The organism is Amycolatopsis sp. NPDC049868 (genome assembly GCF_044461365.1).
GTDB lineage: Bacteria > Actinomycetota > Actinomycetes > Mycobacteriales > Pseudonocardiaceae > Amycolatopsis.
On sequence record NZ_JBITKV010000008.1, the window covers coordinates 375,539 to 389,075 of the forward strand.

11 protein-coding genes are annotated in these 13,537 nt (G+C 68.8%); 9 read left to right on the plus strand and 2 right to left on the minus strand.

Annotated features, from left to right (window positions below):
• The first annotated feature begins 31 nt into the window (after positions 1–31).
• A complete protein-coding gene (locus tag ACIBTM_RS30845; RefSeq protein ID WP_395880656.1) occupies positions 32–490 on the plus strand; it encodes a hypothetical protein in 459 nt (152 codons plus the stop codon).
• Here ACIBTM_RS30845 and ACIBTM_RS30850 read toward each other — a convergent pair.
• Positions 487–3,465 carry a BTAD domain-containing putative transcriptional regulator gene (locus ACIBTM_RS30850; RefSeq protein ID WP_395880657.1) on the minus strand — a complete coding sequence of 993 codons (2,979 nt, stop codon included), beginning with the start codon at positions 3,463–3,465 and terminating at the stop codon, positions 487–489. The two genes, ACIBTM_RS30845 and ACIBTM_RS30850, sit on opposite strands and share 4 nt — an antisense overlap.
• Positions 3,466–3,880: 415 nt before the next feature.
• Here ACIBTM_RS30850 and ACIBTM_RS30855 point away from each other — a divergent pair, with 415 nt between their 5' ends.
• The 4 genes from ACIBTM_RS30855 to ACIBTM_RS30870 are packed head-to-tail and all read left to right on the plus strand — an operon-like array spanning position 3,881 to position 6,869.
• Entirely contained in the window at positions 3,881–4,276 is a 396-nt protein-coding gene (locus ACIBTM_RS30855; protein ID WP_016336295.1) for a GntR family transcriptional regulator, read from the plus strand.
• The gene (locus ACIBTM_RS30860; RefSeq protein ID WP_395880658.1) at positions 4,273–5,136 is read left to right on the plus strand and encodes an ABC transporter ATP-binding protein; all 864 of its coding nucleotides are present in this window, start codon (positions 4,273–4,275) and stop codon (positions 5,134–5,136) included. Before ACIBTM_RS30855 ends, ACIBTM_RS30860 begins: the two co-directional genes overlap by 4 nt.
• 9 nt (positions 5,137–5,145) lie before the next feature.
• The gene (locus tag ACIBTM_RS30865) at positions 5,146–5,934 is read left to right on the plus strand and encodes an ABC transporter permease (RefSeq protein WP_395880659.1); all 789 of its coding nucleotides are present in this window, start codon (positions 5,146–5,148) and stop codon (positions 5,932–5,934) included.
• 14 nt (positions 5,935–5,948) lie between these two features.
• On the plus strand, positions 5,949–6,869 hold the full coding sequence (locus ACIBTM_RS30870) for an ABC transporter permease subunit (RefSeq protein ID WP_395880660.1): 921 nt from the start codon (positions 5,949–5,951) through the stop codon (positions 6,867–6,869).
• A 21-nt stretch (positions 6,870–6,890) separates the two neighbouring features.
• On the opposite strand, the gene asnB is transcribed toward ACIBTM_RS30870, so the two are convergent.
• On the minus strand, positions 6,891–8,723 hold the full coding sequence (gene asnB / locus ACIBTM_RS30875; RefSeq protein ID WP_395880661.1) for an asparagine synthase (glutamine-hydrolyzing): 1,833 nt from the start codon (positions 8,721–8,723) through the stop codon (positions 6,891–6,893).
• 340 nt (positions 8,724–9,063) lie between these two features.
• On the opposite strand from asnB, the gene kdpF reads away from it, so the two are divergent.
• From kdpF to ACIBTM_RS30895, 4 genes are read left to right on the plus strand one after another with little or no spacing between them, the layout of a single operon-like run.
• Positions 9,064–9,165 carry a K(+)-transporting ATPase subunit F gene (gene kdpF / locus ACIBTM_RS30880; RefSeq protein WP_020630647.1) on the plus strand — a complete coding sequence of 34 codons (102 nt, stop codon included), beginning with the start codon at positions 9,064–9,066 and terminating at the stop codon, positions 9,163–9,165.
• Positions 9,165–10,826, plus strand: a complete 1,662-nt coding sequence (gene kdpA / locus ACIBTM_RS30885; RefSeq protein WP_395880662.1) for a potassium-transporting ATPase subunit KdpA — start codon at positions 9,165–9,167, stop codon at positions 10,824–10,826. Before kdpF ends, kdpA begins: the two co-directional genes overlap by 1 nt.
• A complete protein-coding gene (kdpB, locus tag ACIBTM_RS30890; protein ID WP_395880663.1) occupies positions 10,823–12,916 on the plus strand; it encodes a potassium-transporting ATPase subunit KdpB in 2,094 nt (697 codons plus the stop codon). The genes kdpA and kdpB overlap by 4 nt, the downstream gene beginning before the upstream one ends.
• Before the next feature lie 4 nt (positions 12,917–12,920).
• Positions 12,921–13,532, plus strand: a complete 612-nt coding sequence (locus tag ACIBTM_RS30895) for a potassium-transporting ATPase subunit C (protein WP_395880664.1) — start codon at positions 12,921–12,923, stop codon at positions 13,530–13,532.
• Positions 13,533–13,537: the final 5 nt, after the last annotated feature.

The following is a 13,537-nucleotide window of genomic DNA, read 5'->3' on the forward strand; positions in this document are numbered from 1 at the left end:
GCAAGGCTTTCCTCAATACGGTCAGCCGCCGATGGCCGCCGGACCGATGCCCAAACCGCGGGCCAACGCCCCGGCGGCGGTGATCGCCGGTGTCCTGGCGCTGCTCGCCGCCGCCATGCTCATCTGGTTCGCGCTCTACAACGTCTTCGTCGCCGCGGACGTGAACGGCCGCTGGACCGGCCTGATGGTGCAGAACGCGGTCTTCGGCGTCCTCGCCGCGGGATCACTGGTGGTGGTCGCGGGATTCACGTTCGCCCGCAGGATTCCCGGCGCGTGGACTCTGTTCGGACTTTGCGTGTTCTCCCTGGTGCTGGTCTTCGTCGGGACGCCGCTGGTGTCGGGCACGCCCTTGGGGGCTCAGGTCAAGTGGCTCTTCAGCTTCGACGACGGTGACAGCACCGCCATGGCGCTGATGATCGTCTTCAGTGTCCTGGCGGCGGTCGCGGCGGCGATCGCGGGCAGCGTGAAGTCACCCGGCGGGAAGATCTAAAGCTCGTCCAGGATCAGCTTCGCGCGTTCTTCGACGAGCCGGTAGCCGGAGCGCGCGGCGAGTTCGAGTGCCAGCTCACCGTGTGTCCGGGCTTCCGTGAGCTTTCCCAGTTTCAGCAGGGTTTCCGCGAGCCCGGTCCGCGCGGCGGCCTCACACCAGAAGAAACTGGTCGTCCGCGCGATGGACAACGCGAGCCGGTAGTGCTCGGCCGCTTCCTCGGGCAGGCCTAGCCGCAGGCAGACCTCGCCGAGTCCGGCGAGCGTCCAGGCTTCGGTGCCCCGGTCGCCGATCTTGCGGGTGAGTTCGACGGCTTCGAGCGCGTCCGTGCGGTTCTGCTCGCTCGGGTCGCGCCTGCTTTCGAGCACGGCCCTGCCGGACAGCGCGGTCGCCTCGCCGTAGGTGTAGCCCAGTTCCCGGTTGGCCGCGAGCGCGCGGGTGTAGAAGTCGTAGGCGTCGTCAGGAAGGCCGAGGTCACGGTGGACATTGCCGAGGTCGACCAGCAGCACCGCGACACTGAACCGCGCGCCGTCCCGTTCGGAGACCGCCAGCGCGCGGGTGAAGTTGGCGAGCGCCTCGTCGAGCTGACCCGTCTGCCAGTACGGGAAACCGAGGTTCGCCAGCGCCATCGAGACGGCGGGCATGTTCAGTTCTTCGCACAGCCGCAGGGATTCCAGCCCGCAGCGGATCGCCTCCTGCGGATCGCCGAGGCGCTGGTGCACCGCGCTCAGGTTGTTGAGCACGGCCGCGCGGCCGGCGTCCCAGCCGTCGAGGAGGTCGCCGCGCAAGGCGCTGGTGAGATGCTCGCGCGCTTCGTCGTAGCGGCCGCTGTTGACGCAGGCGAGCGCGATGCTCAGGTGCATCGCGGCCTGTGCCTGCCCGGCTTCGCTGCGGCGGGCGGCCTTGAGCGCTGTCGAGGCCGTGTCGATCCATTCCGCGTGATGACCGCGCTGGTGGAAGAAGGCGCGGAGCGCGTCGGCGAGATGCCACGAGAACTCGGGCGGGCCGTGTTCGGCGCTGTGCTCGACGGCGGCGGCGAGGTTCGGCCACTCGGCGTCGAGCCACGCCAATGCCTCCTCGGTGTCGGCGAAGGGTTCGCCCGCCGGTTCTTCGCGCGGCAGGCGCAGGAAATGCGGGATGAGGGCGCGGCCCGCGGCGTCGGCCGTGGTCAGGTAGCTCTCGAAGAGCCGCCTCTCCGCGGCCTCACGTTCGGCCTTCGTGTCCTCCGACAGCGTGCGGCCCGCCGCGAAACTGCGGAGAAGATCGTGGAACCGGTAGCGCCCCGGTGTGTAGCGCTCGACAAGATGCGCCGCCGCGAGCGCCTTGAGCTGCTGGTTCGCCTTCGAGTGCGGGACGCCGGTCAGCGCTTGAGCGGCGGGGGCGGTGAACGTCTGGCCGGGAACGAGCGCGAGACGCCGGAACAGTTCGCGGTGCTCCTCGGGAAGCGCGCGGTAGGAGACGCCGAAGGCCGTGGTCACGGCGCTTTCCTCGGCGCCGTCGACGGTCAGTTCCGCCAGCGGGTCGCCACCGGCCAGCTCGCGGGCGAGTTCGGCGATCTCGGGTTCACCGCTGGCGCCGAGGTTGGCCGCCGCGATCCGGAGGGCGAGCGGGAGATGCCCGCACAGCCGGGCCAGCTCCGCGGCCGCGCCTTCCTCGGCGGCGACGGTCTCACTGCCGAGCACGGCTTCCAACAGGTGTCGCGCGTCCTCAGCGGGCAGCACGGACAGCGGGAGCGCGCGGGCGCCGGTGCGGGCGATGAGGTCGCCGAGCCGTTGGCGGCTGGTGACCAGGACGGTGCCCGACGGCGGCAGCAGCGGCAGCACCTGGCCGCTGTCGCGCACGTTGTCCAGCACCAGGAGCACCCGCCGGTCGGCGAGGAGGGAGCGGAGCAACGCGGCTCGCGTGTCGATGTCCGGCGGGATCGCCTTGGGCGCGGTGCCGAGTGCCTGCAGGAGCTGGGTGAGCGCGACGGCCGGGGTGAGCGGTTCGTGGTCGGGATCGAAGCCGCGCAGGTCGAGATAGAGCTGACCGTCGGGGAACGCGTCGCGGACGCGATGGGCCCAGCGGACCGCGAGCGCGGTCTTGCCGACTCCGGCGGTCCCGCTGATGACCCAGATGTCGGTGCCTTCGCCCGCGTGCCGGGTCGCCTCGTCGAGCCGTTCCAGCTCGGCCGCGCGCCCGGCGAATCCCCGGACGTCGTGCGGCAGCTGGGCCGGGCGGACCGGCTCAGGCCTGGTCGCGGGTTCCAGCGCGGGATCGGCGCCGAGGATGGCGGTTTCCAGCCGTCGCAATTCGGGGGAGGGGTCGAGACCCAGCTCGGCCCCGAGCCGGTCCCGCAACGCGCGGAAGGCTTCGAGGGCGTCGTCGGTGCGGCCTTCGCGGTGCAGCGCGAGCATGAGCTGCCCGACGAACCGCTGCCGCAGGGGATGCGCGGCGACCAGTTCGGTCAGCTCCGCGAGGACCTGCCTGCCACGGCCGAGCCGCAGCTGCGCGTCGGCGCGATCCTCCAGCGCCGTCCAGCGTGCCTCGTGCACGCCGCCGCGGAGCCGCTGGGCGACCTCGCCGCTCACCACGTCGGACAACGCCTCGCCACGCCACAAACCGAGGGCCTCGTCCAGGAGTTCCACGGCCGTCTCGTCGTCGGCGTCGCGGGCTTGCGCCGTCAGCTCGGTGAAGCGGTGCAGGTCGACCTGGCGCGCGTCGACCTTGAGCAGGTACCGGGTCCCCTCCGAGACGATCTCCGGCCCGCCCGCGCCGCGGAACACCGCGCGCAGCCTGGACACCAGCGCTTGAACGGTGTTCCGCGCACTGGCGGGCGGTTCTTCGGGCCAGAGCAGGTCGATGATCCGGTCGCGCGGAACCGGCTTGCCCGCCTCCAGCAACAGGACCGCCAGCACGAGCCGTTGTTTGGGCGAGCCGAGATCGACCGGAACGCCACCGGACCACGCCTCGACGGCGCCGAGGACGCGGAACTCCACCCGGCCACCTCCGCTCACCCTCGTCAGAGCCTGCAAGCGTAGTGCAAGCGCCCTGCATCCGGACGGCCTGATCCTTGCCCATGTGTCCACCGAGGACCCGTCGCCGGAACCGTGCCCAACCAACCAGACGGGCAGGACCCCCCATTCGGTTCCGGTACGACGGTGGGCACCTTCAACTTGCACAGGCACCGCCGGCTGACGGTGGTGGGGGTTGGGGGTAGTGCCAGCTCGACGTCTTCCCCCGGGCCGTCGAACTGGCGCTTCTTCTTGACTGGGGCTGGGGTTTTCCGTGAAGGCCCCCTTGAGGAACTCAAGTTCCTCAAGGGGGCCTTCACGTATTTCTGCGTGATCACTTGACAGGCGCAGGGGTCGGCCTGCACCCTTTCACTACTTAATTAGTGAAAGGGTGTTGCCAGTGGTCACCTTCCACCTGGACAAGGGCTCGGGCGTCGCGACGTACGTCCAGCTCGTCCAGCAGGTCAAGAACGCCCTGCGACTGGGGTTGCTGGAGCCGGGTGACCGGCTGCCGACGGCGAAGGAGGTGGTCGCCGAGCTGGCGATCAACCCCAACACCGTCCTCAAGGCCTATCGCGAGCTGGAGCGCGAAGGGCTCGTCGAAGGGAAGCCGGGCCTCGGCACCTTCGTCCAGAAGACGCTCGGAGGCGCTTCGTTCGCGGAGCGCACACGGTTGCGGAAAAGCCTGGGGGCTTGGGTCCGCGACGCGCGGGAATCGGGGCTGGATCAGGAAGACGTCGAGGCGCTGTTCACCTCGGTGGTGGTCGATGGCTTTCGAGGGGAGCGAACCGCGTGACTGACAAGCCCATCATCGAAGCGACCGGCCTAGGCAAGCGTTATCGCCGCAAGTGGGCGCTGCGCGACTGCTCCCTCTCCGTCCCGAAAGGACGGGTCGTCGCACTGGTCGGGCCCAACGGCGCCGGCAAGACGACCTTCCTGCACCTGGCCGTCGGACTGCTCGAAGCGACCCTCGGCTCGGTCTCGATCCAGGGAACGGCCGCCTTCCTCGCACAGGACAAGCCGTTGTACCCGGGCTTCAGCATCGCCGAGATGCTCAAGTTCGGCAGGCGCCTCAACCCCGGCTGGGACGACGAGTTCGCGCTCAAGCGCATCGATTCGCTCGGGCTCGCCTTGAACCACAAGGTCGGCAAGCTGTCCGGCGGGCAGCGCGCGCAGGTCGCGCTCACCCTCGCGCTCGCGAAACGCCCGGACCTGCTGGTACTCGACGAGCCCCTCGCGAACCTCGACCCGCTGGCCCGGCACGAGGTCATGCGCGGGCTGATGGAGGCGGTCGCCGAAACCGGTATGACCGTGCTGCTCTCGTCCCACGTCGTCTCCGATCTGGAGAACACCTGCGACTGGCTGATCGTCCTCAACGGCGGCCGCGTCCAGGTCAGCGGCGACATCGACGAACTCGTCGCCGGGCACCGCACCCTCATCGGACCGGTGGAGGAGGCCGACGCGCTGGCCAGGCGGGTCACCGTCGTGGACGAGGCCCGCGCGGGGAGACAGGCGACCGTCTTCGCCCGCACCGAGCCGGTTCCGCTGAGTCCACAGTGGACCGAGCGGCCGGCGAACCTGGAGGAACTGGTACTCGCGTACCTGCGGCGGCCCGAATCCGCGAGCCTGCCTCGCCCGACACTGGCTTCGGCGTAAGGGGGAACGATGTTCTGGCTCACCTACCGCCAGCACCGGATGCAGCTGCTGATCACGGCGGGCCTGCTCGTGGGCGTCGGGATCCTGTTGCTGGTCAACGGGAACGCCGCCGCGGACAGCCCGGATCCGGCGAAACTCTTCAAGGATCTGTACACCTACCTCTCCTGGCTCCAGGTCGTCCCGGTGGCGATCGGTGTCTTCTGGGGCGCCCCGCTGGTCGCGGCCGAATACGAGCGCGGCACGACGAAACTCGCCTGGACCCAGTCGATCTCGCGGTTCCGCTGGCTCGGCGTGAAACTGGGGTTCCTCGCCGTTCTCGCCACCCTCGGCGGGCTCGCGTTCGGTGCGATGATGCAGCGCTGGGTGGAGGTCTTCCCCACCGATCGCGGCGACACCGCTTTCACCAGCCGTTTCGACAACCCGGTCCTGTTCACGATGACCGGCGTCGCACCCGGCGCGTGGTGGCTCTTCGGATTCGTGCTCGGCACCGCCGCGGGCGCGCTCATCCGCAAGACCCTGCCCGCCATCGCCGTCACCATCGCGGTGTCGGCGGGCCTGATGATCGGCCTGAGCAACGTCCGCGACGGCTACGCGGAACCTGAACTCGTCCCGCTGGGCAAGGATCCCGTGGGCCGGGTCGTGGAAATGGTCAGGGACGCCGCCGGGGAGATCACCGCGCTCAAGGTCCTGCCGCACGACTGGTACTGGCGCTTCCAATGGACCGAAGCCGCGATCCTGGCGGGGATCTCGCTGCTGCTCGCCGTCGCCGCGACCTTCGCCATCCGACGCCGCTCTTAGAAAGGCACCTTTCCTTGTTCTGGCTCACCTGGCGGCAGCACCGCACCCAGCTGCTCGTCACCCTCGGTTTCCTGGCCGTGGTCGGCGGGATCCTGCTCCTTTCCGGGCAAGCCGCCCTCGGCTCCGCGAACGGCAAGATCTCCTCGTACTGCTACGGCGGCGGCGTGCCCTGCCGCGAGTACGACGCCGGGCTGGAAGCCCTCTACCAGAAGATCTACCCGCTGATCGTGATCCTGCCGTTCGTTCCGTTGCTGGCGGGTGTCTTCTGGGGCGCGCCGTTGCTCGCCAGGGAGTACGAACGCGGTACCTATCAGCTCGTCTGGACGCAGTCGGTGAGTCGCGGCCGCTGGCTGGTCACCAAGTTCGGTGTCCTCGCGGTGGCCGCGGCGCTCGCCGGGCTCGCTTCGGGACAGATGGTCGGCCGGTGGCTGGAGATCTTCCCCGGCAAGGCGGAGACGCTGAGCGAGACGTCGTACTTCGGTGCCGTCGGCATCGCGCCGGCCGCGTGGTGGCTGTTCGCCTTCGCCCTCGGCGCCGCCGCGGGGGTGCTGGTGCGCAAGACCTTGCCCGCCATCGCGATCACGGTCGCGGTGTTCGTCGCGGCCTCGATCGCCCTGATGCTCCTGCGGCCGCACTACGCCGAGCCGGTCCGGACGGCCGGCGTCGATCCATCCACCAACGACGGATTGATCGTCCAAGCGGGCCGGGTCGCGCCGGACGGCCGAGAGCTGCGTCTGGTGGACGAGGTCCCCGGATGTCCTCGCGGCAAGGGGATGAACGCCTGTATCGAGGCGGCGGGATATCAGGACTTCACCGTCTACCAGCCCGCGGCCCGGTTTTGGCGGTTCCAGTGGACCGAGGCGGGCATCCTGCTCGCCGCGACCGCGGTACTCGGGGGTGCCGCGGTAGGGGGCACGGTCCGCCGCCGTCGCTGAGTACGGCGGCGGACCGGGACCTCAGTCGAGCCGCAGTTCCGGCCGGTACAGGTCGAACCAGTGGTAGAGGTCCAGCGCCCGGTCGATCCCGGAGCGCTGGGCCGAGGACATCGTCACCGGGTCCACTTCGGACACCCGGTGCAGCCAGTCACGGTCGACCAGTTCGAACACCGGGTTGTCCCGTTCGGTCAGTGCCTCCTTGGCCTGCTGCTGCAACGCCGCCGCGTAACCGGGGTCCTGAGTGGACGGATACGGGCTCTTGACCCGGTCCCGCACCGACGCCGGGAGCACGTGTTCGGTCGCGTGCCGCAGCAGGCTCTTCTCCCTGCCGTCGAACGTCTTCAGCGACCACGGCGTGTTGTAGACGTACTCGACGAGGCGGTGGTCGCAGAACGGCACGCGCACTTCGAGCCCGACGGCCATCGACGCCCGGTCCTTGCGGTCCAGCAGCATCCGCACGAACCGGCTCAGGTGCAGGTTGCAGACCGTGCGCATCTTGCGGTCCTGCTCGCTTTCGCCGTCGAGGTGCTCGACCTGGGCGACGGCGGTGGCGTACTGGTCGGCGATGTAGCCGGGCAGGTCCAGCTTCTCCTGGACCTCGCCGCGCAGGAGGGCGCCCCGCTCGCTGGTGAGCCCCATCCGGAAGGCGAGCCAGGGGAACGTGCCCGAGTTCACCGCGGCCTCGTCGTGGAACCAGCGGTATCCGCCGAAGACCTCGTCGGCGGATTCGCCGGACAGTGCCACCGTCGATTCCGCGCGGATCGCCTTGAACAGCAGGTACAGCGACGTGTCCATGTCCCCGAGCCCGGCCGGGATGTCCCGCGCGGTCAGCACCTTGCGGCGGACCTCCGGGTCGCTGAGCTCGGCCGGGTTCAGCACGACGTCCTTGTGGTCGGAGCCGACCAGTTGCGCGACGTCGCGGATGAAGGGCGAGTCCGGGGTGTCGCGCACCTCGTCCGGTTTGAAGTTCTCCTCCTGGCCTTGGAAGTCGACGGAGAACGTGCGCAGCCGCTCGCCCTGTTCGGCCAGCCGCGCGGCGGCGAGACCGGTGACCGCGCTGGAGTCGAGCCCGCCCGAGAGCAGGACGCAGCGCGGCACGTCGGCGATCAGCTGACGGTGCACGATGTCGGTCATCAGCTCACGCACCCGTTCGACCGTGGTCTCCCGGTCGTCGGTGTGCTGCTTCGCGTCGAGCTTCCAGTAGGTCCGCGTGCGGACGCCGGAGCGGTCGACCGTGACGATCGTGCCCGGCCCCACCTCGTGCATGCCCTTCCACAGCGACCAGCCGGGGGTTTTGGTCATGGACATCAGTTCGCGCAGGCCGTCGGTGTCGACCACCTTGCGCGCCAAGGGGTTCGCGAGGATCGCCTTCGGCTCGGAACCGAAGAGGACGCCGTCCGGGGTCGGGTAGTAGTAGAACGGCTTGATGCCCATGCGGTCGCGGATCATCACGAGCTTCTCGTCCCGCTCGTCCCAGATCGCGAAGGCGTACATGCCGTTGAGGTGATCGACGACCTCGTCGCCCCACTCCAGGTAGCCGTGGAGCACGACCTCCGTGTCGCTGTCGGTCTCGAATTTGTGGCCACGCTTGAGAAGTTCCTCGCGCAGCTCGGTGAAGTTGTACGCCTCACCGCTGTAGACCATCGCGGCCAGCCCGGCTTCGGCCATCGGCTGCCTGCCGCCCGGCAGGTCGATGATCGCCAGCCGCCGGTGACCCAGCGCCACGTTCGGCCGGACCCAGGTGCCCGAGTCGTCAGGGCCGCGGCAGGCCATGGTGGCAGTCATCGCGTCGACGACCTCCCGGCGCTGCGTCAGGTCCGTGCCGAAGGAGACCCACCCTGCGATTCCGCACATCGCTACCTCCTGTTGCTTAGCACATACAACTATCCGTAACACAGGTGTAACACGCTTCGGGTTGCTTGTCTGCCCGAATTGCACGCTCCGTCCGCCATGCGTCACGGTCTGTGGGGCAGGTCACCGGGCATCAAGAAGTCGTAAAAGCACCTGATCGGGGCATCAAGAGGCCGTCAGGCCTCAACCGGATGCGGCTTGACCTGGCGCAGTGTTGCGGAGTCCTGGTCGCCGATGGGGTGACCTGTCTTGAGAGGTGCCTAGTGGCCGACTTGCTTTACGCCGTGCTCCTGATCGGCGTATTCGTGGTTCTCGCCCTGACCCTTCGTGGTCTGGAGAAGCTGTGACCGGCACGGGAACCGTGGCCAACGTCGTCGGCGGACTGCTGGCGCTGGGGCTGATCGTCTACTTGTTCATCGCACTGGTCAGGCCGGAGAAATTCTGATGTCAGACACCGCGGCCGGCCTCCTGCAGGCCGGCCTCCTACTCGTCGCGCTCGCCGTGGTCTACCGGCCACTGGGCGACTACATGGCGCGCGTCTTCTCCACAGAGAAACACACCAAGGCCGAACGCGGCCTGTACCGCCTGTTCCGGGTGAACCCCGGATCGGAACAGCACTGGAAGACCTACGCGTCCGCCGTGATCGGCTTCTCGTTCGTCTCGGTCGTGCTCCTGTACCTGCTTCAGCGGCTTCAGGCGATCCTGCCGTGGAGCCTCGGCAAGGAACCGGTCTCGCCGGCGGTCGCGTTCAACACCGCCGTCAGCTTCGTGACCAACACGAACTGGCAGTCCTACAGCCCCGAAGCGACCATGGGTCACTTCGTGCAGATGGCCGGGCTGACCGTACAGAACTTCCTGTCCGCGGCGGTCGGTATCGCGGTCGCCATCGCGGTGGTCCGCGGCTTCGTCCGCTCGAAGACCGACCGTCTCGGCAACTTCTGGGTGGACCTGACGCGCGGCACGATCCGGATCCTGCTGCCGATCGCGTTCGTGGCGGCGATCGTGCTGATCGCGCTCGGCGTCGTGCAGAGCCTCAAGAGCGGCGTCGACGTCCTCAACCCGGACGGCAGCACGAGCAAGATCGCGCTCGCCCCCGCCGCGAGCCAGGAGGCCATCAAGGAACTCGGCACCAACGGCGGCGGCATCTTCAACGCCAACTCCTCGCACCCGTTCGAAAACCCGAACGCCTGGACCAACCTGATCGAGATCTTCCTGATCCTGGTCATCCCGGTGTCGCTCACCCGCACGTTCGGCAAGCTCGTCGGCAACACCAAACAGGGCTACGTCCTGCTGTCGGTGATGGCCGGGCTGTGGACCGCGATGCTCGCGGTGACCTGGCTGGCCGAAGCCAACGCGAGCGGCCCGGCGTCGCTGGCCGCCGGGGCGAACATGGAGGGCAAGGAACAGCGGTTCGGCATCGGCCTGAGTTCGCTGTTCGCCAACAGCACCACGGGTACGTCCACCGGCGCGGTCAACAGCATGCACGACAGCTACAGCGGACTCGGCGGTGGCGGAACACTGCTCAACATGTTGCTGGGCGAGATCTCGCCGGGCGGCGTGGGCACCGGTCTCTACGGCATCCTCGTGATGGCCGTGATCGCGATGTTCCTCGCCGGGCTGATGGTCGGCCGGACACCGGAATACCTGGGGAAGAAGCTCGGCAAACGCGAGGTCACCTGCGCCGCGGTCTCCATGCTCGCCATGCCGACGGTGGTGCTGCTCGGCGCCGGGATCGCGCTGATGAACCCCGGCAACCTGGCCGCCTTGAACAACCCGGGTGCCCACGGGCTTTCCGAGGTGCTCTACGCCTACGCGTCGGCGGGCAACAACAACGGCAGCGCGTTCGCGGGGATCACCGTCACCAACGACTGGTTCCAGTCCTCGCTCGGCGTCGCCATGCTGCTCGGCCGGTTCATCCCGATCCTCGCCGTGCTGTGCCTGGCCGGATCCCTTGCCTCGCAGAGGAAGGTTCCGGAGACCGCCGGCACGCTACCCGCCACCGGACCGCTCTTCGGCACGATGCTCGCGGGCACGATCGTGCTCGTCGCGGCCCTCACCTTCATCCCGGCGCTCGCGCTCGGGCCCATCGCAGAGGCACTCGCATGACCGCCACCCAAGAACGCACCCCTGAAGAGATAACGCAGCACCACGTCGAGAACACCGGCCGGGTCGGTGCGGGGATCTTCAGCCCGCGCCAGCTGCTGACCTCGCTCCCGGAGGCACTGCGCAAGCTCAACCCCAAGCATCAGCTCGGCAACCCGGTCATGTTCGTGGTGTGGATCGGCTCGGCGCTGACCACGGTCTTCGCGATCACCGACCCGAGCGTGTTCACCATCCTCATCGCGATCTGGCTGTGGTTCACCGTCCTGTTCGCGAACCTCGCCGAGGCCGTCGCGGAGGGCCGGGGCAAGGCGCAGGCGGAAACCCTGCGGCGCAGCAAGAAGGAGACCGTCGCGCGCCGTCTCGCCGAGGACGGCGACGAAGAGACCGTGCCGGGCGCCGACCTGCGCGTCGGCGACCTCGTGGTCGTCGAGGCCGGACAGGTCATCCCGGGTGACGGCGACGTCGTCGAGGGCATCGCGACCGTCGACGAATCGGCCATCACCGGCGAGTCGGCCCCGGTCATCCGCGAATCGGGCGGCGACCGGTGCGCGGTCACCGGCGGTACGACGGTGCTTTCGGACCGGGTCGTCGTCAAGATCACCACCAAACCCGGCGAGTCCTTTGTGGACCGCATGATCGCCTTGGTGGAGGGCGCTTCCCGGCAGAAGACGCCGAACGAGATCGCGCTGACGATCCTGCTCTCGACGCTCACGATCATCTTCCTGCTCGCCGTCGTGGCGCTGCAGCCGATGGCGGGCTACTCCGGCACCCAGCAGTCCGTGATCGTGCTGACCGCGTTGCTGGTCTGCCTGATCCCGACGACGATCGGCGCGCTGCTGTCCGCGATCGGTATCGCCGGGATGGACCGGCTGGTGCAGCGCAACGTGCTCGCCACAAGCGGTCGCGCGGTCGAGGCCGCCGGTGACGTCTCGACGCTGCTGCTCGACAAGACCGGCACGATCACCTTCGGCAACCGCAAGGCCACCGAGCTGATCCCGGTCGGCGAGTCCACCATCGCCGACATCGCCGCGGCGGCCCGGCTCTCCAGCCTCGCCGACGGCACGCCGGAAGGCCGCAGCATCGTCGAACTCGTCGCTCGGGAACACGGGCTCGCGGAGACCGCGTCCGACGACGAGAAGCTCGCGGACTTCGTGGAGTTCACCGCGCAGACCCGGATGAGCGGTATCGACATCGGCGAACGCCAGGTTCGCAAGGGCGCCACCACCGCGGTGCGCGAGTGGGTCCGCGAACGCGGCGGCGACATGCCGGACGAGACCGAGCGCGTCGTCGACGAGATCAGCCAGCAGGGCGGGACCCCGCTGGTGGTCGCGGAGTACGACGGCGCGAAAGCCTTCGTACGCGGCGTGATCCGGCTGTCGGACGTGGTCAAACCCGGGATGAAGGAGCGGTTCGTCCAGCTCCGCGCCATGGGTATCAAGACCGTCATGATCACCGGGGACAACCCGCTCACCGCCAAGGCCATCGCGCAGGACGCGGGCGTCGACGACTATCTCGCCGAGGCCAAGCCCGAAGACAAGATGGCGCTGATCAAGAAGGAGCAGGAGGGCGGACGGCTGGTCGCGATGACCGGCGACGGCACCAACGACGCCCCCGCGCTCGCGCAGTCCGACGTCGGCGTCGCGATGAACACCGGGACCTCCGCCGCCAAGGAGGCGGGGAACATGGTGGACCTCGACTCCGACCCGACGAAACTGATCGAGATCGTGGAGATCGGCAAACAGCTGCTGATCACCCGCGGCGCGCTGACCACCTTCAGCGTCGCCAACGACCTCGCGAAGTACTTCGCCATCCTGCCCGCGATGTTCACCGGGATCTTCGCCCAGCTCGGCGCGCTCAACGTCATGCAGCTGGCGACGCCGAAGTCGGCGATCCTGTCGGCGGTCATCTTCAACGCCCTGATCATCGTCGGGCTGATCCCGCTCGCCCTGCGCGGCGTCCGGTACAAGCCCTCCTCGGCTTCGGCGCTGCTGCGCCGGAACCTGCTGGTCTACGGCCTCGGCGGCATCGTCAGCCCGTTCCTCGGGATCTGGCTGATCGACCTGCTCGTCCGTCTCATCCCTGGAATCGGGTGACCTCGTGAAACCGTTGTTCAAACAGACCCTCGCCGGGCTGCGTGTCCTGCTCGTCTTCACCGTCCTGCTGGGTGTGGTCTACCCGCTGGGCGTGTGGGCGGTGTCCCGGATCCCCGGCCTCGAAGGCAACGCCGAGGGTTCGATCATCACCCAGGACGGGCAAGCCGTCGGCTCGTCGCTGATCGGCGTCGACCCGGTCGCCGCCGACCCGGCCAAGGACCCGTGGTTCCACAACCGCCCGTCCGCGGGCTCGAAGGATCCGCTCGGCCCCGGTGACCCGTCGTCGTCCGGCGCGTCGAACAAGGGCCCGTACAACGAGGACCTGGTTTCCGCGATCGGTGAGCGCAAGAAGCTCATCGCGGCCCGGGAAGGCGTCCAGGAGTCGCTGGTGCCCGCCGACGCGGTGACGGCGTCGAGCTCCGGGATGGACCCGGCGATCAGCGTCGCCTACGCCGACCTCCAGATCCCGCGAGTGGCCAGGAACACGGGCCTGCCCGAGGAGAAGATCCGGCAGCTCGTGGCCGAGAACACGAGTGGTGCCGGGATCGGTGTGCCGGGCGTCAATGTGCTGAAGGTCAACTTGGCCGTGCGTGACGCGGCCGGAGGAGCACACTGACAGAC